This is a genomic window from Pseudobutyrivibrio sp. YE44 (assembly GCF_900104335.1).
Taxonomy (GTDB): Bacteria; Bacillota; Clostridia; order Lachnospirales; family Lachnospiraceae; genus Pseudobutyrivibrio.
This window is the reverse complement of record NZ_FMXT01000005.1, coordinates 133,576-152,972: the sequence shown is the minus strand read 5'-3', so window position 1 is coordinate 152,972 and position 19,397 is coordinate 133,576. Positions and strand designations below refer to the sequence as shown.

Genomic DNA, 19,397 nt, shown 5'->3' with positions numbered 1-19,397 from the left:
GAGCAACAAGCATTGTTCCCTACCAGCTTACTCTACAATAATATTAAAAATACCCATATGCATTGTAGCCTACAAGCTTAGTTTTTATATTTACTATATTACTTTTTCAAATTAAATTTCGAATTAGTCGCTTTCACGATTCTCTATTGACGAGAGGATTTCGTCAACGTCTACGACTTTATCGAAGCCCTCGGTGCTCTCTTTTTTGAAGAGGATGCGGACGGTCATAAGGACAAGCTTCACATCAAGGAGGAAGCTGTACTTCTCGATGTACATAAGGTCCAGCTTGATTTTGTCGTAAGCGGATGTGTTGTACTTGCCATAGATTTGGGCGTAGCCGGTGAGGCCGCCTTTGACCTTACTGCGGAATTCGAATTCTGGAATCGCTGCAGTGTAGGCTTCTACGTGCTCGATACGCTCTGGGCGAGGACCAACGATGGACATGTCGCCCTTAATGATGTTGAAAAGCTGTGGGAGCTCGTCCACTCGGGTGGCACGAATCACGTGACCAACCTTTGTGATTCTATCATCATCGTCAGTGGCTGGACGCTGCTCGGCATCCTCCACCATACTTCTAAATTTCAAAATATCAAAAACCTTGCCATCCTTGGTGACACGGGCCTGCTTGTAAAATACTGGGCCGTGGTCCTCAAGCTTGATTGCAAGAGCGATAATCAACATAAGTGGTGAAAAGACAACGGCTGCAACGGTGCAAAGAACAACGTCGAAGAATCTCTTCACAATCTCCTGCTCAGGAGTGAGGCCGATGGTGTTAATGTGCACCAGCGGTGTATCAAACTGATGAATCCCCTCGCCGCCAGCGATGATTACATCAGAAATCTTTGGAGTGATATAAGTCTGAATGTCATGCATGTAGCAATACTTCAGCAAATCGTTTCGCTCCTTGGCGCTAACATCGGAAATAACGATTCCATCATATTCCTTCAGCATCTCGATGATGGAATCCATGCCCTCAGAAATGCTGACAATCTTGCTGACGTTGTAGCTATCAGAACGAGTATCCATCTTCACCTTCAGTCCAACGGATTCCTTGTTTCCGTAAACCATAAGAAGCTTGCTGGCTCTGGCGTGTTTGTCGTATATAGCAAAGAAAACATAAACGCAAACCAGTGAAATACCAAAATCACCAAGTGTGAGCCAAAGCAGTGGACCAGCTGGTATCAGGATGTTTGCCATCAAGCACAGCTGCAGGTAGGTGATGGTGTTTACAATGAAAATTCCTATCCATTGTGAGAACAGCACATCTGCGATTCGCAGGTATCCATACTTGAAGCCCTCGCACAGATGGATGATGACCAGCATCATCAGGAAGTAAATTCCCATCAACACATATTTGCCTCGACCAAGGAATGGGTAGAAATATTCTCGGTCGAATATGTGGTGCTTCCAAACATAGTAGTAGGCGATGGCCATTATGAGAAGCTCGATTATGCTTTCTATTTTTCTGATTGTGTTTTTATTTTTCATAAATTATTCCACCTCATCAGTCACCTTCGGTGACAGCTTCTCCAACTTGCAGATGCTGTTTTTATAATCAGCTACTCTTCAAAATTGGAGGAAGGTTTATTTTGTCTCTATGGAAAACTAATTTTAAATCTCCAATTTTCTTGATTTTTTATCAATGAGTATCGCATTTATAGACTTTATTTTGCTTCCCGCGATAAATCATCCTCTAAGTCTCTTCATTATTTATCAATGAAAGTTCTATTTATAGGCTTAATAGCACTTGCCGCGATAAATCATCCTATATATGACAACACTTTATTGCCTATGTATTCCATATCTTCCACATCATAGGTTTGGGTGATTGGGATTGGAACCAGGAAGCGAGACAAATGCTTTTCGAAGTCATTTGTTTCTTTTGATTCTGCAATCCATCTCCACCAGCGTGGGACGAAGATATTGTTTTCAACCAGGTATTCGCGGACGCCATCCTTGTCAACCAAAAGTGGGTAAACCATTGGAGCGCCGTTTTCCAAGTTTATCTTAAGCTCGTTGTATTTGCCAAGCTTTTCATGAAGTGCCTTGAAGTTTTCAAGACGCTTTTCATTTACATACTGAAGGTCGATGCCGTCCATCAGAGCCTTAGTAAGCTTTGACATGTAGCACATGCCTTCGCCATTGATGTGCTCCTCGTTTTCCTTTGACATATCGTAGGCTGAGTTTGGACCACCCTCGATTGCCTGAAGCAGGAACTGGGCAACATCTGCGCTGGTGCCTGTTTTAATATCAAGCCTTTCCAGCTTGTCGCCTACAAGAAATGCACCGTCTGGCACACCGAAGAACTTGCGGCAGCTGTAAGCACTATAAGTTCCTCTAAGCGGCTTTGTGAAGAAGCCCTGAGTGTTATCAAATAAAACATGGCTGTGCTCAGCGATGATATCCCTCTGCTGCACATGAGTCATTATACCAAAGTAATTCGTATATACGAATAGTGCTTTATCATCAAATCCTCCAGCTGGCTCAATTGGCATCAAAGTTTCATCAATGTTGTAGCAACACACCTCAACCCCTGCTTCAAGGAGGCCAGCCTCAACAGTCTTGCAGGTGTAATAAGGAATATAAACTTTTTTAAAGCCTCCTGCCAGTGCTGCATAAGCAATTGCGCTGCGACCAGAGTTAAGTGCTACGCTGTCAAAACCTGGGAAGAAATCTATATTTACTTTTTTTAATTCAAGAGGTAAGCAACCTCCATATTCTCTAGCCATGGATTTCCTCCAAGTCATGATTATAATTTTATATTTATTCTTGAATTATCTGCATGCCCTGTATACTGTCCTAGTTGAGCATGATTTTCCCACAGTCATATAAAAACACCTACTTTAGTAGTTTTTATATGTATTTTTCTATATCAGATACTCTGATTATTCTAATGATTTCTTATGAATCATATAGAATGCATATTATTTATTAATTCTATATGCATTTTCTTCTTATCATTTGATTACTATCAATTAAGTATTTCAAAAAAGTCATATAGAATCATTAAAAATCATTTGTTTTATATGATTTCTCAATTTTATTAGATGAATCTAAATCATAGATTTAATGAAAATGCATATAAATCAGATGAGAATTTCATTTCTATATGATTTTCATTTTATTTATCAAATCTACCTACGAAATCCATGGTGCTGCAGTCCTTCATTGGGAACTCTACTGATTCGCCTGTTGCAGCTGACTTGTAGATTGCGAGAACCATCTCAAGGGCGCGGCGGCCAGCCTCACCGTTGACGTATGGCTCGCGGTCGTTCTCGATAGCGTCGATAACATCCTTGTAAAGCTTTGAATGACCGAAGCCGTAAACGTTTGGAGGAAGCTCTGAGCATTCCTTCTTAACCTGCTCTGGCTCGTCGATGTAATCTGAGAAGTTCCACTCCTCGAGAAGGTTTACAGCGTCGCCGCCAGCCTTAACTGTTCCCTTGTCGCCGAAAATGTAAAGAGTCTCCTCAAGGTTCTTAGGGAAGACATTTGTTGTTCCTTCAATGATACCGTAACTTCCGTTGGCAAACTGCACAAGGGCGATACCTAAATCCTCAGCCTGAATGTAATCATGCTTAAGTCTGTCAGTCATACCAACCACGCGGACAACATCGTCGCCCATCATCCAACGAAGAAGGTCGATGTCGTGGATACACTGATTCATAAGTGCGCCACCGTCCTGCTCCCAAGTGCCTCTCCATGAAGCACGGTCGTAGTACTCGTGGTCACGTGCCCAACGAATATGAGCTGTTCCATATAAAAGACGACCAAATCTGCCCTTTTCAAGAGCTTCTCTAATCATCTGAATTGACTTGTTGAAACGGTTCTGGTGGCAAGCGCACACCTTAACCCCCTTCTTGTGACCTGCTTCGATGATTTTGTCAGCATCAGCAAGTGAAAGAGCGATTGGCTTTTCGATGATAACGTTGCAGCCAGCCTCGATACAGTCGAGAGCAATCTGAGCATGCTTGCCAGACTCTGTTGCGATTGCTACAAGCTCTGGCTTTTCCTTTGCAAGCATCTCCTTGTAATCTGTGTACTGCTTAACATAGTTTGCATCAAGATCAAACTTCTTGATTTTATCCTCTGTGTTCTTAAGGTCAAGATCGCAAAGTGCTACAAGGTCAAGACCTGTCTTCTGTGAAGCTACTACGTGGTTTGGTGAAATTCGTCCACATCCAATAATTGCATATTTCATTATTCTACCTCCTGTGAAGTAACATGTATTTATTTTATGAAACAACTAAGCTTGGTTAATTATGTTTCTTTTTTCTCTATAATTCATACTTAAAGCAACATTCTCTGAATTGAGCTAATGCTGTGTAAATCAGGATTCTTGCTGATATATTCTTTAAGTAACCTTTTCTCTACTATAATTATTTTTCTGATGATTTCTTAATTAAGATATACACTAGCAAGTAAGTATAAATCGGGGTCATGTACTTGTAAAACATATCAAGTCCAAGGTCGATTGAAAGGAAGGTGATTAAGAAAGATAATCCCAACAACTTCGACATTCCCTTTTTGCATACTGTTATTTTAATGGTTTCCCAGATAGGGAACCAGTAATAGCAAATCAATCCAACAAATCCGAAGCTGAACAGCAGCTCCATAAAGTTCATGTGAGTCTGGATGTTTCGGTACATTACCACTCCATCTTCCACGTATTCCTCCAGCTGAGAGTAAGGCATGGATTTGAAAGCGTAAAAACCGTGACCGAAAATCGGCGACTCTGGAAAGTGAGCCTTGAAGGCTGCAAGCACTGCCATTCGCTGGCCGGTGCTGGTGTGTAAATCGTAATCGGTGGTGCCGGTCTGAGTGAACAGCTCCACGATTCTCGAACCGATTACCTCATAGAGGATTGGAACAACCATGATTGCCACAAGACCTGCCACGCCCACTGCGGCGATGATGGCGATGTTGCGACGCATGGTCTTTTTATCCTTTGAAGCACCAATCATCATGATTGCAAAAACCACGATAAGCGGACCTACTGACGATTTTGATCCAGCAAGTAGGATTCCAACGGAACCTACAATTGCCTGGAAGATATATCTCTTCACCTTGCGCTCCACAAGGATGGAATACATCATTGGGATAAGCATAAGGATGTAGAGATTTCCGGTGTCGATAACGGTGCCCCCTGGAACTTCCCCAAGTCGGTAAAACTCTCCGTGAAGAGCATCGAGCCAAAGGCGATCGTAGCACACGTTTGTGATGAAGGTGGCAAGGATAACAATTCCTCCCACATCGCTGAGCACCTCAATGAGACAGTCGCGGTTATGCCACAAAAGCTCATAGGCAAGCAACGCTGGAAGCACAGTCATGATGGTGTATTGCATGCTGTACATCTTGGCATCGAAGAAAAGTCCAAAGTGTCCATACACAAACTGCAATCCCTGGAAAAGAATGAGCCACAGGATGGCAGGATTCAGAATGCTTTCCTTGAAATCCTTTTTGTTGCTCCAGCAAAGGATTGCTGCAAAAGCAAATGCAATCACATCCACCAGAAGGTTAATTCCAAGTGTAGGCTTTGTGACAATACCCCAGTTGCATCTGAAGTAGATGACAAGTATCAATAAAATTTTAGTTATTAGTGTTTTGTTCTTTTCAATCATATCTATACTCTAGTTATATTCTAGCTATAATCTTGTTAAAGTATATTCTCTTTTATTCTTTATATCTTCTAAATTATTCTTAAGATATTTTCTTTAATTTGTATTTTTTTAGATTTAAATCATAATGGTCTTCAGAATATGTTTTTATATTCCTGTGATAGTTTTTATCAATGTTTTTTTTTAAAATCCAAAAACATTTGGTGCGGTGTTGAACCACACAACTCTAGCCCCAAGCTTCTGCAGGTAATCTGCCAGCTGGCCGGCGGTGTATTCTGGGCCAGTCATGAGCCAATCAGGGGCATCGAAAACTGCAATCTCTGGGCTGACCATTTTGTAGAAGCCAGACTCAACAGGCATGCTATTGTTGCCATGGTGACCGCACTGGAGGATGTCTGCATCTAGCTTGTCACCATAGGTTTCCACCAAATAATCTGCAAGATATTTGCTGTGAGCGTCGGCGCAAATCAAAGCGCTGCGCTGCTCTGTTTCTAATTTAAACACCAGGGAAACATTGTTTGGAATGTCCTCTGGATTATTTAAAACCACATCATCGCCTACGTTAAAACATGTAAGCTTTAAGTCCTGAGCCTTGCCAAAGCTAAGCTTCTGGTCACGGCTGAGCTCATGGATGTTGTCTGCACCCTCGGTGATTTCCATGAACTTTTTATATGTGTCCACATCGTCCCACTCCTGGAGATTCAATCCGTAGAAGGTGTCTGGAGCAAGAGGTGTTACGTAAATATCCTTTATCTTGATTCCCTTTGGATCTTCATAGATGGCGTTGAAGGTATCTATGTGATCCTTGTGATAATGGGTGAGAATCCAGGCATCAACGGTGCCACCGTTTTCCTTGATGGCTTCTCGCATCTGTTGCTCATTTCCGGCGTTGCCTCCATCGATGACGATGAAGGTTCCGTCATTCATATTCTTGGCTGTCCAAGCCAGACCCTGGTCGCCGGAAGCATCAGCGTACTCTGTCACAATCCAGGTTGGGTCGTTTGGCTGAAGCACTGCGTAATAAGGAGTGCGGCCAAAGAGCTTGAAACCGTAATTCAAATATGTGTTAAGGGTGGTGTCAACTGCTGAAACCACCACGAAATCCACGTCGTTTTCCTTGGCATAATCCACGATGACCTGTGGATCAGGAACGGCATTTGTCAAATGATATGCCTCATCAGGAATGTATCTACTGTAAGGCATTGAAAAACGGCTGTCCATCTGGCGCAGGTAAACTGCGATGTCCTGTGGAGCCATGATGCGAATCACATCTCCCTCGTAATCTGCAAAAACATCACAGATGGTAACCACATCCTGAGGAACCTTGTTACGGTTCTCGGCCTTTGTGAACCATTCCTCCTTGTAAAGGGCGTCGCCCAAAACAACAAGAAGTGCCAAGCATCCAATCACTGCAATCAGCTTCTTGAAGCCTTTGAGTTTGTCCACCAAAAGGGTGGCGCCAAAGGCGATAATCACAAACACCGGCAGTACACTGAAAAATCTCTGATAGTACTGAATGAAGGTGGTTTCCTCCATGAAAGACCGGCAAACAAAGTATGTGATTGGATTGTAAATAAAAATCAAAACCACTGTGGTGTAAAGCAAAATCACACCGCGTTTTAAGGAATCACGCTTTATGAAAAATATTGTGACCAAGGCCAGCAAGAACAATGTCACGTAGCCAAAGTCACCCCAGTATTGCTGGGTCATGTCTTTAATGAAATTTAACCAAACCATCTATACCACCATGATTTCTCGCGGCTTCTATTGAAGTGCTGTGGCCAATGGCCCTGCATATCCTCCAGCAAGAGAACTATCAGTTTGTAGAACACGTACTGGAAAAGTGGTCCAACCATACCGGCGATTAAGTATCTGAGGCTCTGTGGCTTTTTGCTGTAGATGCTCATGGCAATCCATGTGAGCACCACCACAAGGCCAACCACCATCATAGACATAGCACTAAGCGATGTGCTGCCCAATGATACCGCAATCAGCGGAAGGATGTTGCCGTTGTCTATATCTACGCTGTAAAGCTTGATGAAATATGCTAACAAAAATGGCACGCTTATGGTGAAAAGTACTGCCTTTCCCTGCCAGAGAGTGCAAAGCATTCTGAAGGTGAGGGAATAATGTGAATACTGGCCGAACATTAATGCCACGGCGAAGATATCCATAAAAATCAATCTATTGTCAATCTCCTTGAAAAGAAGACCTGATATCCAAAAGTAAACTGAGTATGCCACCAAAAGTAAAAGTACTGGAAGGATTGTGTGGCAAATGGTTGTAACCTCGAAGCCTGACACCTTTGCAAGGTAAGCGATGTAGGTAGTCCAAGAGGCAACCGCACGCTTTTCAAGCATGGTCTGAGGACTTCCGGTGATGACGCTGGTGTTTGCCAACACGTCATTTGAGATGGTATCCAAGCTGGACACCACATAGTCGTAATCGTCGTAAGACCATTCGTTAATCTCGTAGCCAAATGCAAAATAACACTGAATTGCAAGAGCTACGATAAAGATTCCCAAATAAATGAAAGTAAATTTGTTTGCCAAGTAATCATCCTTGGTACACTTCAGATAATCACCTGTCTCTGCCTTGAAGCTCTTAAACTTCTTAGCGAAAATCACCCCTGCAATCACCACCACGATTCCACAAACAACGGAATAGATGTAGGTCAAGCCTGTGAAGCAACCTGTGACGATTTCGTTGAAGGTAATCCAGTTCTGATGCCACTCTAGCGCGGCGAACAAAACATAAAACAATCCCCAGCTTCCAAGCAAGCCTGTGATGTAGACGATGATTGGAGTCTTTAAGGATTCGTCTTTGACTCTGTATGTAATTAGTTGGCCGAAAGCTGCAGGCACCAAGGTGAGATGCAGCAAAAAGGCTATTGCTCTAATTATTGTCAATTTAACTAATTCTCCAGTTTAATATCGCTCCACCAGTAGCCCTGGTGATGAGCGGATAATTGCAGCTTTGAAACATCAAGCTGCTCTAGCTTGTCATGAAGCTCTTTGAAGCTTTCGTATCTCTTTGCAAGATTTGCGTAATGCACAAGCTTCACTGACTTTTCTTTTTCCAAATCTCGGTTAGTTCCCACCTCGTTGTTGTCATATAAACGGTAGATAGTGGAAGCTGTTGGAACATATTTGCCAGGCCCTACATCAAGAACAATTCTTGAGAAAAGGTACCAGTCGAAAACATTGCTTTCGCCTTCTGAAAGGCTATCTAAAAACTCCTCTGAAAGCTTGTCCACTCTAATGGCTGAGGTGGACATTCCAACGAAGTTTTCCTGAGCGATTTGCTCTATATCTGTTAAGGATTCCGGAAGATAATCAAACACCTCTTCGCCATTGTCCTTAACCAATTTATTATAAAAGAATACGCTGTCTTTGTCTAATTCTGCAGCCTTTTTTAGCTCACCAATTCTGGCGCTATCAAAGGTGTCATCTGCGTCGCCGATGATGACCAGTTCATAGCCTAATTGCTTTGTAATCTTTAGCAACTCGATTCTTGTGCCAGCAATGCTGCAGTGCCAATCTGACAGGTCTACTAGGCTTACTTCACCTGTGAGTGATGGGGTGATTTTGGTTACCTGACCCTCTGAGGAGAAGACTCCAAGAGATTGGAGGTCTTCATGGGTGTAGTTGTCGTTGAATATAACGAAATCAAAATCCTTGTCAGTTTGTGAATCTATAGAGTTCACCAAGTCACTAAAAAATGACTTAGCTTGTTTATATATTACTGTTGCAAAGCAGGTTTTCATATATACACCTCATCAGTCACCTGCGGTGACAGCTTCCCCTCAAGGGGAAGCCTTTGGTCTTTCTAAATAACAGCTTCTCAAGGGGAAGCCTTTTAGTTTAAATAATTATCCATCTCATCCATCAATTTGCGCTTCGCGAAATGCTCCTTGTTATATGCGTACGCGTTCTCGCCCAGCTCACGAAGTCGAGCATCTGACTGCTTTCTCATTGCGATGATATTTTCTGCTAACGCTTTGGCGTCTCCGATATCGGAGCACATGCCGCAGTCGGCCTCGGAAATCACGCGAGCGGTTTCACCCTTGGCTGAGGCGATGATTGGCATAGCGCAAGCCATGTAAGACTGAAGCTTTGCAGGGATAGTCTTTGCGAAAAGTTCGTCGTCTGCAAAAGAAATGAAAGCTGCGTCGCCTCCAGCTAAATAACCTGGCACCTCTGTTGGCTGGACTCTTCCAGCAAACTCGAAAAGATCCCAGACGCCAGCATCAGTGATGCTGTTTTCAAAGGAATGGCGAGCACGACCGTCACCAACGATGGTAAAGCGAATATCCTTGTAGCCTTCGCTGCGAATAATCTTTGCTGCCTCTGGAAGAATCTCTAAGCCCTGAGCCTGACCAATGTTTCCTGTGAAGATAACATTAAAGCCCTTGTGCTCCTTCTTTGGAAGTGGCTCGTAAAATTCCTCTGCATACTGTGGCCAGAAGCTGACCTTGTCTGCCTCTGCTTCGTCTACGTATTTACGAATTTCAGTAACGAAGCTTGGGCTGGTTCCCCAAATGTGAGTGCAGCCCTTGTATATCTTTCTCACCATACGCTCGATTGGCTTGATGACAATCGGGCTGTGGATGCCTGTAATCATTTCCACGTTTTCTGGCCAAAGGTCCTGAACATACAAGTAGCATGGCACCTTATGCTTCTTTGCATATGCCACGCCAACCTTACACTGATTCATTGGTGAGGTCTCAAACATGAACACCTCATCCGCCTTAATTTTTGTAAATAAATTCCAGAAAAAACCAAAGAAAGGGAAGCTGAAATAGTTCATCACTAATCCCAGCTTTCCATTTCCTCTTGGAATCAATGGGATGCGGTAAACCTCCACCCCATTGATAGTCTCTTTTCTCTTTTTGAATAGGCCGTAGCCATCATATATCTTGCCCTCAGGATAGTTTGGAAGTCCGGTCACAACAGACACCTTGTATCCTCGTTTCACCCATTCGAAGGCCATATCGTTGATACGGAATTGCTCAGGGTAAAAGTACTGGCAAATAATAAGTATATGTTTCTTTTCCAATTGTTTCTCCCTAATGAGGCTATTGTCCCAGGATTCCTTTGAGAATCTCTGGTGCCTCCATTCCATCTCTCAGATGGAATAAGAAATATAATAGTCCGCACATTGAGAATACAAGTGCGATATTTTGAATGTAGATAAGTGCCAACTGCTTGTTGTCCTCCTTGGCATCAGAACCAAGGGCGATGCACATGCACATATATACTGGAATCAAATATCTAAAGGATATCTGAATTCTCTGACTTCCTTCAGCCGGTGTGAAGCGAGATAAACATCCAATAAATATGGCAGCTACGCAAAGGAATAAGCCGATGCCGATGATAACCATCTGCCACTTCTTGATTCGCTTTCCCTTCACAATGAAGAGACCAACAATCAAGCAAAGAAGCATGGTGATTACGCAGAACATTGGAACCTGTGCGTTCAGCATAACATGGCCAATTTCACTACCTACAATATGCTTAATATTATACCAGAAATCCACCTTGATGCCTTCCCAAGCGAACTTTAAAGTGCCCAGTGGATTATCATAAATGTCGTAAATAGTGTAAGCGGACTTGGATGGGTCCTGCTCAATCATAGCAACACCTGGTGTACGCCAAACCACATTGGCAACTACGTACCAGTAGTAAACCCTGATGACCTTGTAACCTACAGCAACTGCACCCGTTCCAAGGATGCCAAGGATAACGTATTCGTACCACTTCTTGCTAAGCACAACATCCTTCCACCATTTCTTAACTGGAATAGCAAAAATCCAAACGGCGAAAAGTGCGTAAACAGTCTTGTTTGGAACCAGCATAATTACACAGCCTGCAAGGATTATCAAATCCCAAGCATGCAGCTTCACTTGGTCCTGACTGTAGTATAGACACAAGGTCAAAAGTGCAAGTGAAAACAGGATACTCATATTGTCATATGAATATGAGCTGCAAAGGCTAAGTACAGTTGGGAAAAGTGCGAAGGTTACGAACTGCAATTTACCAACAGGAAGAAGCTTCAAGGCAATCCATCCTGCAATAATAAGTGAAAGTGAATTCATAAATCGGCCAAGGAAAACAACTCCTGAGAAGCCGAAGCCTAAAAGTCTGGCGATGGTGATTCCCACACCTGAAACCAAGTAGCGTGATGCTCTTGTAGGGTTAATCTTGCATTCCACAAGACCTTCCTGATCCTCATAATGTGTAATCCAATTTCCATTTGCAAGAATTGGATACTGATAAGGGAAGGTAACATCCACATATGGAAGCATGTTGTAATCCTCGCCTCTCATATAGAAGAAGGATTCTCCCTCCACCCAAGTCATAGGGCGGCTGGTGTCCATGCTAAGATTGTGATCCTTCATGCCCATCATAATGTTAGAACAGTGATATGCGCTGTAGAAATGCTGCACCTCATCTACACCTGAGATAGGTGGCATTACAAGCTGCATACAGAAGGTCCATCCCAGTGCCATAATCACGAAGGTGCGTGGGTAGTTCCACTCTTTGCCCTTCATAATAACTGTCAGAAGATAAACCACCACGGCAATCATCACGATAAAGATAGCTGCATAATAGAAGTTGGTCTTCTTTGTAGCGATAGCATCATAGCAATTTGCAAAATAAAAATATATGGAATAAACAATGGCCACCATACCTGCCAAAAGAGCTACAAGTCTTGGCCAGTTTTCTTTGCTTTTTACATACAGGGATAAATTGTTAATCATTTAAAGTCTCCAGTCCAATTAATCCTATTAGTCCAACTGCTCAAGAATAAGGTCCACCATCTGGCCTACATTCTTCATTCCAACAACATCCTTCATAGCGAACTTGATGTCGAACTCATCCTCGATTGTACCGATGAGTGTAATGTGCATAAGGCTGTCCCAACCATCTACATCGCTGGCTACAGTTGCATCTGTAACCTGGATATCCTCGTCGTCAAAAACTTCCTGAATGATTTCATTTACCTTAGCTAATACTTCTTCTCTTGTCATAATTCTTATCTCCTAATCTACTGATTTATCTTTTCTAATTTACCTTTATGGCTTTGTTTTTATTTTCATAAGCCTGTGGAATATTAAACTGCCAGGTGGTGTTTCCCTCCTGGTCCTCAGCAATCTTTTCAAAGCCCTGAATTCCGTAGAAATCCTTTACCATAGCATTCTTGGCTGTAGGATAATAGTAGCCAAAAATCTTTGTAATACCGTGAGCCTTGCAGGCACTAACAAGCTCATCCATCATGGCAAATTCCATATCGCGCTTAAGAACACGACAGCTCATAAGCCACAAATCCATGTGAAGCTCATCCGACTTCACTTCACCGATAACAACACTTACAACACCGTTGTCACCGAACTTATCCTCAAGCTTTCCGTAGAGGGTGATGTGATTGCCGCTGGCAGCAATCTCCTCGATTTCAGCCTGTGTGTATCTATGTGTGGTGAGATTGAACTGATTACTCTTGTTGGAAAGCTGAGCGATTCGAGACATATAAATATCCTCGAAAGGCTTGATAGTTCCAATCATCTCAAGAGATTTCAGATACTCGCCGTAATCTGTAAAGCTAGCCTGAGCAATGTTTCTCTTGGCATTTGCCGCGTACATTTCATTACGCTTCATATCGTCAGCAGAAAGCTTTGTAACCTCAAAGTATCCTGCACGGTCGATGGTCTGAATGTATTCCTCCACGTTTCCGATTTCTGGCACTGCCACACCAGGAATGCTCTGACGGATAATCTCGCGCTCTGCAGGATTGTCGTCTACAAACACGAAGGATTCTGGAAGAAGATTCAGCTCATTTGCTTCCTCCACCAAGTTTCTATCTTTTGGATCCCAGTTGGCCTTGAAGGATACAAAGTCGTCTATCTTAAGCACTGAGTCTGGTCTCTCAAAACCAGTTCGTGCCACGTCGTCGTTGTTCTTTGTAATAACGGTAAGGAGTGTACCAATCTGCTTCTGCTCCTTAACATAGTTCTGGAACTCGCTGTAGGTCTGACCGAGGGAGGTCTCCTGACCTATCTCGATATTCTCAACGCCATCATCACCGATTACGCCACCCCAGAGAGTGTTGTCCAAATCAAGTGCAAGAACCTTTTTATTCTTTCCAAGGAAGGACTTTATGATGGTTGCCACACCGTAGGCTGTGTATGGTATAGCTGGCACTGCCACTGCGTATTTATACATATGCCAGTACAAAGGATTTGACCACTCAGCCAAACCATAAGTAGCTGACTCGTAATTGATGTCGTGAATGAAGAAGTTCTCATGACTTCTTGCGTAATCATAGATGCCTTCGTTCATAAGGTTCACAAAACGGCTGCGGCCCTGAAGCATTACCGCATCCTGATTACCCAACAATCTGTAGAAAGGCATCTCGAAGTTATTCTGTATAATTGGGCAATGATACTTTTCGAAAAGATGCTCCCAAAGGCCAACGAACTTTCCAAGCTGGGCATCTAAAAGAGCCTTTACTGTATCTTCACCATCAGCCACTGTTGGCCAATCGGTAATATTTCTATTTGATGTATGAATGTAAATAATCTCTGGATCAAACTCTACAAGCTCAGGATTATCAAACATTCCATCCTCGTAGAATTTGTTGTACTCAGACTCGTAGAAGGAAGGCTTGATTCCGTTGTTTAAAAGGAACAACTCAATCATATTTTTGATTTCGCTAGTGGTGCTTCCTCCAAGGATTGCTATTCGCTTTTCAATAAACTTTACAGACTCATCTGCCAAAAGCTGCTTGCGAAGCTTTATTCTTTTTTTTCTAATAAATTCTGAGTCAAATGGATACTCTAATTCTCTCATATTTCACCAACCATTATTTAATATAAGGCTTTAACATTTTAGCCAAATCACTTGTGTATGCCTTCATGCCTTCGTTGTTAAGATGCATGTTGCCGTTGAAAACAAGGCTTGCATCGTAGAAGCAATCGTCAAGCTTGCAGATAAACTCAGGATCAAGGGCTTCATCAAGGGCGTTCATGTACTCTTCTCTAAGCTCTGGTCTTGAGAAAACTGACTGCTCACAGATAGGTGCGTAAGTAAGTAAAAGCTTTGCACCCTTTTCTTCGCAGAGAGCATTAAGCTCGTTGAGACGCCCCAAGCAGGTAGGGTCAACATCCTGCATAGTGAAGGCGTAACCTGCTGCCTCAAGCTCCTCTGGAGTCATGAGTGGCTCAGGTCTGTCTAAATCATAATATGCATAGTCCTTATCAAAGGCCTTTGCTGTATAGTAAGGATCATCGGTGTTTCTGAACAATCCAAAAACTCTTCTTGCTACGCAATGAGGAAGTGCTGTGAGAAGCTGCGAAGGATGCTCCTTCAAAAAGCCAGCAAGCATATCAGGCTCGCTTTCGATACTGGTATAAATCAAATCCATTCCATAATCTTCCTTTGCAAAATCCTGGAATGGGAACACCACGATATCACCCTCGTTGATGTAGTCTTCCATAAGCTCGATGGTGTAACACATGCCCATGTTGGACTGAACACCAAACTCATAGGAAGGCATGCCTGTCTCTTCCTCAAGCTGTTTTGTATTTAAACTAAATGTAAGATAAGAGCCGCCGAAAACAATAATCTTTGGAGTGTTTGCATCGGCCTGCTGCAAGCGGCGATACTGATAGACATATCCCTTTTGATAATTGTCCTTATAAATATCCTTTGTGGCGATGGTGATGGCATAGCCCAAAACACCGCAGGCCACCAAGGCAATTAATAAAATTACAAGGCTCTTCTTTAAAAACTTTGCCATTAGTTCTCCTTAATAATGGGTAACTTTAGAACTGGAAGTATGCAAAGGAATTAAGTGATGCATCTCCATAAGTTCCAAGGAAAATGATAGCAACGATACCCATGATATAAATTGCATATCTCACTGGTGCACTCTTCTGAGAAATGACTGTGCGAAGACCGCCAAGCTCAAGGTGCTTCTCGTGATAGATATCCACTAAAAGCAGCACAATGCCGCCGATAAATGCGGAAATAATGTAATAGTAGTGGTTGAACAAGAAGGCTCCGAGCACGCTCTTGTGAACGCCACTGAAAATGCTCTTAAGCACATAGCCTGTCACCTCGAGAGACTGTGCTCTGAACATTGCATAACCAATATTTACAATGATAAAAGTTCTAACGATTCTAAACCCGTTGAACCAAACTGAATCAGAAATCTTAGCATGATTCTTTCTCCACTTTGTAACCACTGGAGACATTGCTGAATCCATTATTACAAAGAAGCCGTGGAACATACCGTGGGCGATATAGGTCCAGGCAGCTCCGTGCCACATACCAATACAAAGCCAGGTGATAAGCAAGGCAAATACGTTTGGAAGTGTCTGTGAAAGATAAGTTTTCTTCTGCTTCTTATATTTCTTTCGAATTCCATCAAGCCATGGACTTCTAAGAAGGGAATAGAAAACGTAATTTCTAAACCAGGCACCAAGTGAAATGTGCCATCTTCTCCAATACTCGGCAATGTTCTTTGAGAAGTATGGAGTTGAAAAGTTTTCGTCCAAGGTGATGCCCATCATCTGAGAGCAACCATTGGCGATATCCATGTATCCAGAGAAATCTGCATACATCTGGATGCTATAGAAAAACAATACGAGGATCCAAACGATTCCTTCGTAGGTGTAGTAAGCGTTAAAAGCTCTGTCTACTGCAATCTGCAAGCTGTTAGCAATAACAAGCTTTTTGAAAAAGCCCCATGCCACACGCTGTAAACCAAAGACAGCACTTCGCCTGTCAAAATCATGCTGGCCGTAAAGCTGAGGAGATAAACGACTGTAATCTCCTAAAGGTCCCTGCATGATATGAGGGAAGTATGCCACATAAAGGGCATACTTGCTAAGGTCATGCTCTGCTTCCACCATTCCTCGGTACACATCGATGGTATAGCCCATACTCTGGAAGATATAGAATGATAATCCAGCAGGAAGCAGGATAGACTCGTATTTGAAATGGACACCCATGTTTAACAGATTGAGCACCCACTGTACATCTGCAAAAATAAATTTTGAATATTTGAAAAAGCCTAGGATGGCAAGAAGTAAAAGGATAACCAGAGTGATTACTCTCTTTCTTTTCTTCTGCTGAAGGGCTTTATATTTTTTCTTTTCATCTTTTTCTAAGGTGTTGGCTTTTAAATACTCTGACTCCAGGTCATTGATTTTGCCAATCCTTAAGCCACCCACATATGTGATAAGGGTGATTGCTATTAACATCAAAAAAGCCTGTACACTGGTGAATGCATAAAAAACATAACTAGCTACAAGCAATATATAACGCTGATATTTCTTCGGAAATGTAAAGTAGCAACAGAATACAATTCCGAAGAATATAATAAACTTTAGGGTTGTAAAACTCATTTTCTACTCCTAAGCCCTTATTTGCCCCTAAGGCGATTTTCCATCTTGTTAAGCTCGTCCAACTGGCCCATGTCCATCCAAGAATTCTCGTTGATTGGGTAAACGCCGACCTTGCCACCGTCGTCCTTGATACGGTTGATGATGTCTGGGAATCCGATGAACTCGTTGTCCTTGATGTAGTTGAAAACCTCAGGCTCAACAATGTAAATTCCTGTATTTGTAAAGAAGCTGAACTCTGGCTTTTCCTTCATATCGATGATATTTCCGTGCTCGCCAAACTCAACCACGCCGTAAGCCACCTGGAAATTGCGAAGGGAGCAAACCATAGTTACGATGTTGCCCTCTGCCTTGTGGTGAGCGTAAATCTTTGAGTAATCCTCTTCAATAAGGATATCGCAGTTTGTAAGGATGAAAGTCTCGTCAAGCTTTCCACGAAGGAGAGCAAGACCGCCACCTGTGCCAAGAGGAATATCCTCGTCAGCGTACTCAACCTCGTATGGTCTGTCAGCCTCGGCAAAGTATGACTTAATCATATTCTTCTTGTGGTTGACAATCATAATCATGCGGCTGATGCCGTACTCAGCAAAGCCGTCCAAAATAAGCTCAGCAATTGGCTTTTCCCCAACTGGAATAAGTGGCTTTGGAAGGATACGTGTGTAAGGATACAAACGTGTGCCCTTGCCGCCAGCCATCATAACAACAGGTGTTGAAAGTGTGCTGTGCTTTGTAAGATTGTTCTCGCTCCAGAAAACGGTGTCAACAACGATGCCCTGGTCGTCCACGATTGGGAGACCTTCGATGTTGTGACTACGGAGGAAATCGCGAGCGTCGCCCTTTTCATCCTCCTTAAGCTTTCTTGGCTTGTAATTGGCAATTGTAGATGCAGCATCATTAAGATCTCCACCGGCTAATATAAAACGGCGCACATCTCCTTCTGATAATGCTGCTAACAATTTTTTATTTTCATCAACAATGAATACGGTACGTCGGCCAGAAGTATCAAAAGTCTTCATTGCCTGGAGCACTGTATCATTTTCACTTATAAATACATTTTCCATAAATTTACTCAATACTACGCATCTAAATATAACATAAACATACAACGACACGCTTTCGCTCTTATTCGCTCATTGCCCTACATAAGATGCTGCTATGCACCATCTAAGTAGGGATGGCTCATCAAGGTCTTATGTATTGTCTATGTTATATTTATATGCTTACTTTTTAGCTATTTTTAAATGTTATATATATCAACTTTGTATTTATCCAAATTATTACGTAAAAACTCAACGGTCTCAGCAAGGCCTTCCTCAAACGTGTACTGTGGCTTCCAGTCTGTGAGCTGGAGAATCTTCTGGTTTGAGCCAAGGAGACGGTTTACCTCAGACTTCTCTGGACGGAGACGATCCTCGTCGCAGATAATCTTTGCGTTTGGATTAATCTGGCGGATAAGCTCCTCAGCAAGCTGTCCGATAGAGATTTCCTTCTGTGTTGCAATATTGATTTCCTGGCCGATGGTCTTGTCGCTTTCGTACATTGCGATGAAACCATTAGCAGTATCCTTTACGTAGTTGAAATCACGAGTTGGTGTAAGTGAACCAAGCTTGATTTCTTCCTTACCTGCAAGAAGCTGTGTGATGATAGTAGGAATAACCGCACGAGCTGACTGACGTGGTCCGAAGGTGTTGAATGGGCGCACGATTGTAACAGGCAAATCAAAGGAACGATAGAAAGACTCTGCAAGTCTATCTGCACCAATCTTTGTTGCTGAATATGGTGACTGACCCTGGTATGGGTGCTTCTCGTCGATTGGCACGTACTGAGCTGTTCCATAAACCTCTGAAGTTGATGTAACAAGTACACGTGTGCCAAGGTCTCTTGCTGCCTGAAGCACGTTCAAAGTTCCCTTGATGTTTGTGTCAACGTAAGCATCTGGGCTGTGATAAGAGAATGGGATTGCAATAAGTGCTGCAAGATGGAACACTGCATCCACACCCTTCATAGACTCGCGGACACCGTTAGGGTCGCGGACATCACCTGCGAAAACCTCAACATGATCCATAATCTCCTTTGGGAGAGTGTCAAGCCATCCCCAGTTATTGAAACTGTTGTAATATACAAATGCTCTTACTTCATATCCTTTTTTTACAAGTTCCTCAACTAAGTGAGAACCGATGAATCCATCAGAACCTGTTACTAAAACTTTACTCATTCTAAATCTCCTCTAAATACTACGGCTTTTCAAGAAATATATATACTCAAACAGACACGCTTTCGCTCTGCTTTTTCTTCTTGTGTAAGCTTTGCTTACTAGACCACAAAAGTTGATTGCTAAAGCAATCATGCCTTTTGGGTCATATATTCCCCTA

Annotated in this window: 15 protein-coding genes; all 15 read right to left on the bottom strand. The window is 42.7% G+C overall.

What is annotated here, in order from left to right; all coding sequences use genetic code 11:
• Positions 1–123: 123 nt before the first annotated feature.
• On the bottom strand, positions 124–1,488 hold the full coding sequence (locus BLR54_RS09445; RefSeq protein ID WP_090420091.1) for a sugar transferase: 1,365 nt from the start codon (positions 1,486–1,488) through the stop codon (positions 124–126).
• Positions 1,489–1,760: 272 nt separating this feature from the next.
• Positions 1,761–2,729 carry a hypothetical protein gene (locus BLR54_RS09440; RefSeq protein ID WP_090420088.1) on the bottom strand — a complete coding sequence of 323 codons (969 nt, stop codon included), beginning with the start codon at positions 2,727–2,729 and terminating at the stop codon, positions 1,761–1,763.
• Positions 2,730–3,121: 392 nt separating this feature from the next.
• Entirely contained in the window at positions 3,122–4,201 is a 1,080-nt protein-coding gene (locus BLR54_RS09435) for a Gfo/Idh/MocA family protein (protein ID WP_090420085.1), read from the bottom strand.
• A gap of 178 nt (positions 4,202–4,379) precedes the next feature.
• A complete protein-coding gene (locus tag BLR54_RS09430) occupies positions 4,380–5,621 on the bottom strand; it encodes an O-antigen ligase family protein (RefSeq protein WP_090420083.1) in 1,242 nt (413 codons plus the stop codon).
• A gap of 180 nt (positions 5,622–5,801) precedes the next feature.
• A complete protein-coding gene (locus BLR54_RS09425; RefSeq protein WP_090420080.1) occupies positions 5,802–7,355 on the bottom strand; it encodes a ComEC/Rec2 family competence protein in 1,554 nt (517 codons plus the stop codon).
• Complete coding sequence (locus tag BLR54_RS09420) at positions 7,343–8,527, bottom strand: DUF6077 domain-containing protein (protein WP_090420077.1); 1,185 nt, start codon at positions 8,525–8,527, stop codon at positions 7,343–7,345. Before BLR54_RS09420 ends, BLR54_RS09425 begins: the two co-directional genes overlap by 13 nt.
• Positions 8,528–8,532: 5 nt before the next feature.
• A complete protein-coding gene (locus tag BLR54_RS09415) occupies positions 8,533–9,384 on the bottom strand; it encodes a hypothetical protein (RefSeq protein ID WP_090420074.1) in 852 nt (283 codons plus the stop codon).
• A gap of 92 nt (positions 9,385–9,476) precedes the next feature.
• Positions 9,477–10,676, bottom strand: coding sequence for a glycosyltransferase family 4 protein (locus BLR54_RS09410; protein WP_242871231.1), 1,200 nt, complete (start codon positions 10,674–10,676; stop codon positions 9,477–9,479).
• 19 nt (positions 10,677–10,695) lie between these two features.
• Entirely contained in the window at positions 10,696–12,381 is a 1,686-nt protein-coding gene (locus tag BLR54_RS09405; RefSeq protein WP_090420068.1) for a DUF2142 domain-containing protein, read from the bottom strand.
• Positions 12,382–12,408: 27 nt separating this feature from the next.
• Entirely contained in the window at positions 12,409–12,651 is a 243-nt protein-coding gene (locus tag BLR54_RS09400; RefSeq protein WP_090420064.1) for an acyl carrier protein, read from the bottom strand.
• A gap of 34 nt (positions 12,652–12,685) precedes the next feature.
• Complete coding sequence (locus BLR54_RS09395; RefSeq protein WP_090420061.1) at positions 12,686–14,467, bottom strand: HAD-IIIC family phosphatase; 1,782 nt, start codon at positions 14,465–14,467, stop codon at positions 12,686–12,688.
• A gap of 13 nt (positions 14,468–14,480) precedes the next feature.
• The gene (locus tag BLR54_RS09390; protein ID WP_090420058.1) at positions 14,481–15,416 is read right to left on the bottom strand and encodes a hypothetical protein; all 936 of its coding nucleotides are present in this window, start codon (positions 15,414–15,416) and stop codon (positions 14,481–14,483) included.
• A gap of 25 nt (positions 15,417–15,441) precedes the next feature.
• Positions 15,442–17,028 (bottom strand): MBOAT family O-acyltransferase, encoded by a 1,587-nt coding sequence (locus BLR54_RS09385; protein ID WP_090420056.1) that lies wholly within the window; start codon positions 17,026–17,028, stop codon positions 15,442–15,444.
• 17 nt (positions 17,029–17,045) lie between these two features.
• Positions 17,046–18,086 (bottom strand): sugar phosphate nucleotidyltransferase, encoded by a 1,041-nt coding sequence (locus tag BLR54_RS09380; RefSeq protein ID WP_090420053.1) that lies wholly within the window; start codon positions 18,084–18,086, stop codon positions 17,046–17,048.
• Between the two features lie 176 nt (positions 18,087–18,262).
• Positions 18,263–19,240 (bottom strand): NAD-dependent 4,6-dehydratase LegB, encoded by a 978-nt coding sequence (locus tag BLR54_RS09375; RefSeq protein WP_090420050.1) that lies wholly within the window; start codon positions 19,238–19,240, stop codon positions 18,263–18,265.
• Positions 19,241–19,397 lie beyond the last annotated feature (157 nt).

What these genes read in the sequence shown, in the direction of transcription:
- BLR54_RS09445 (WP_090420091.1), bottom strand. Translation starts at nt 1,488, where the DNA reads ATGAAAAATAAAAACACAATCAGAAAAATAGAAAGCATAATCGAGCTT.
- BLR54_RS09440 (WP_090420088.1), bottom strand. Translation starts at nt 2,729, where the DNA reads ATGGCTAGAGAATATGGAGGTTGCTTACCTCTTGAATTAAAAAAAGTA.
- BLR54_RS09435 (WP_090420085.1), bottom strand. Translation starts at nt 4,201, where the DNA reads ATGAAATATGCAATTATTGGATGTGGACGAATTTCACCAAACCACGTA.
- BLR54_RS09430 (WP_090420083.1), bottom strand. Translation starts at nt 5,621, where the DNA reads ATGATTGAAAAGAACAAAACACTAATAACTAAAATTTTATTGATACTT.
- BLR54_RS09425 (WP_090420080.1), bottom strand. Translation starts at nt 7,355, where the DNA reads ATGGTTTGGTTAAATTTCATTAAAGACATGACCCAGCAATACTGGGGT.
- BLR54_RS09415 (WP_090420074.1), bottom strand. Translation starts at nt 9,384, where the DNA reads ATGAAAACCTGCTTTGCAACAGTAATATATAAACAAGCTAAGTCATTT.
- BLR54_RS09405 (WP_090420068.1), bottom strand. Translation starts at nt 12,381, where the DNA reads ATGATTAACAATTTATCCCTGTATGTAAAAAGCAAAGAAAACTGGCCA.
- BLR54_RS09400 (WP_090420064.1), bottom strand. Translation starts at nt 12,651, where the DNA reads ATGACAAGAGAAGAAGTATTAGCTAAGGTAAATGAAATCATTCAGGAA.
- BLR54_RS09395 (WP_090420061.1), bottom strand. Translation starts at nt 14,467, where the DNA reads ATGAGAGAATTAGAGTATCCATTTGACTCAGAATTTATTAGAAAAAAA.
- BLR54_RS09390 (WP_090420058.1), bottom strand. Translation starts at nt 15,416, where the DNA reads ATGGCAAAGTTTTTAAAGAAGAGCCTTGTAATTTTATTAATTGCCTTG.
- BLR54_RS09385 (WP_090420056.1), bottom strand. Translation starts at nt 17,028, where the DNA reads ATGAGTTTTACAACCCTAAAGTTTATTATATTCTTCGGAATTGTATTC.
- BLR54_RS09380 (WP_090420053.1), bottom strand. Translation starts at nt 18,086, where the DNA reads ATGGAAAATGTATTTATAAGTGAAAATGATACAGTGCTCCAGGCAATG.
- BLR54_RS09375 (WP_090420050.1), bottom strand. Translation starts at nt 19,240, where the DNA reads ATGAGTAAAGTTTTAGTAACAGGTTCTGATGGATTCATCGGTTCTCAC.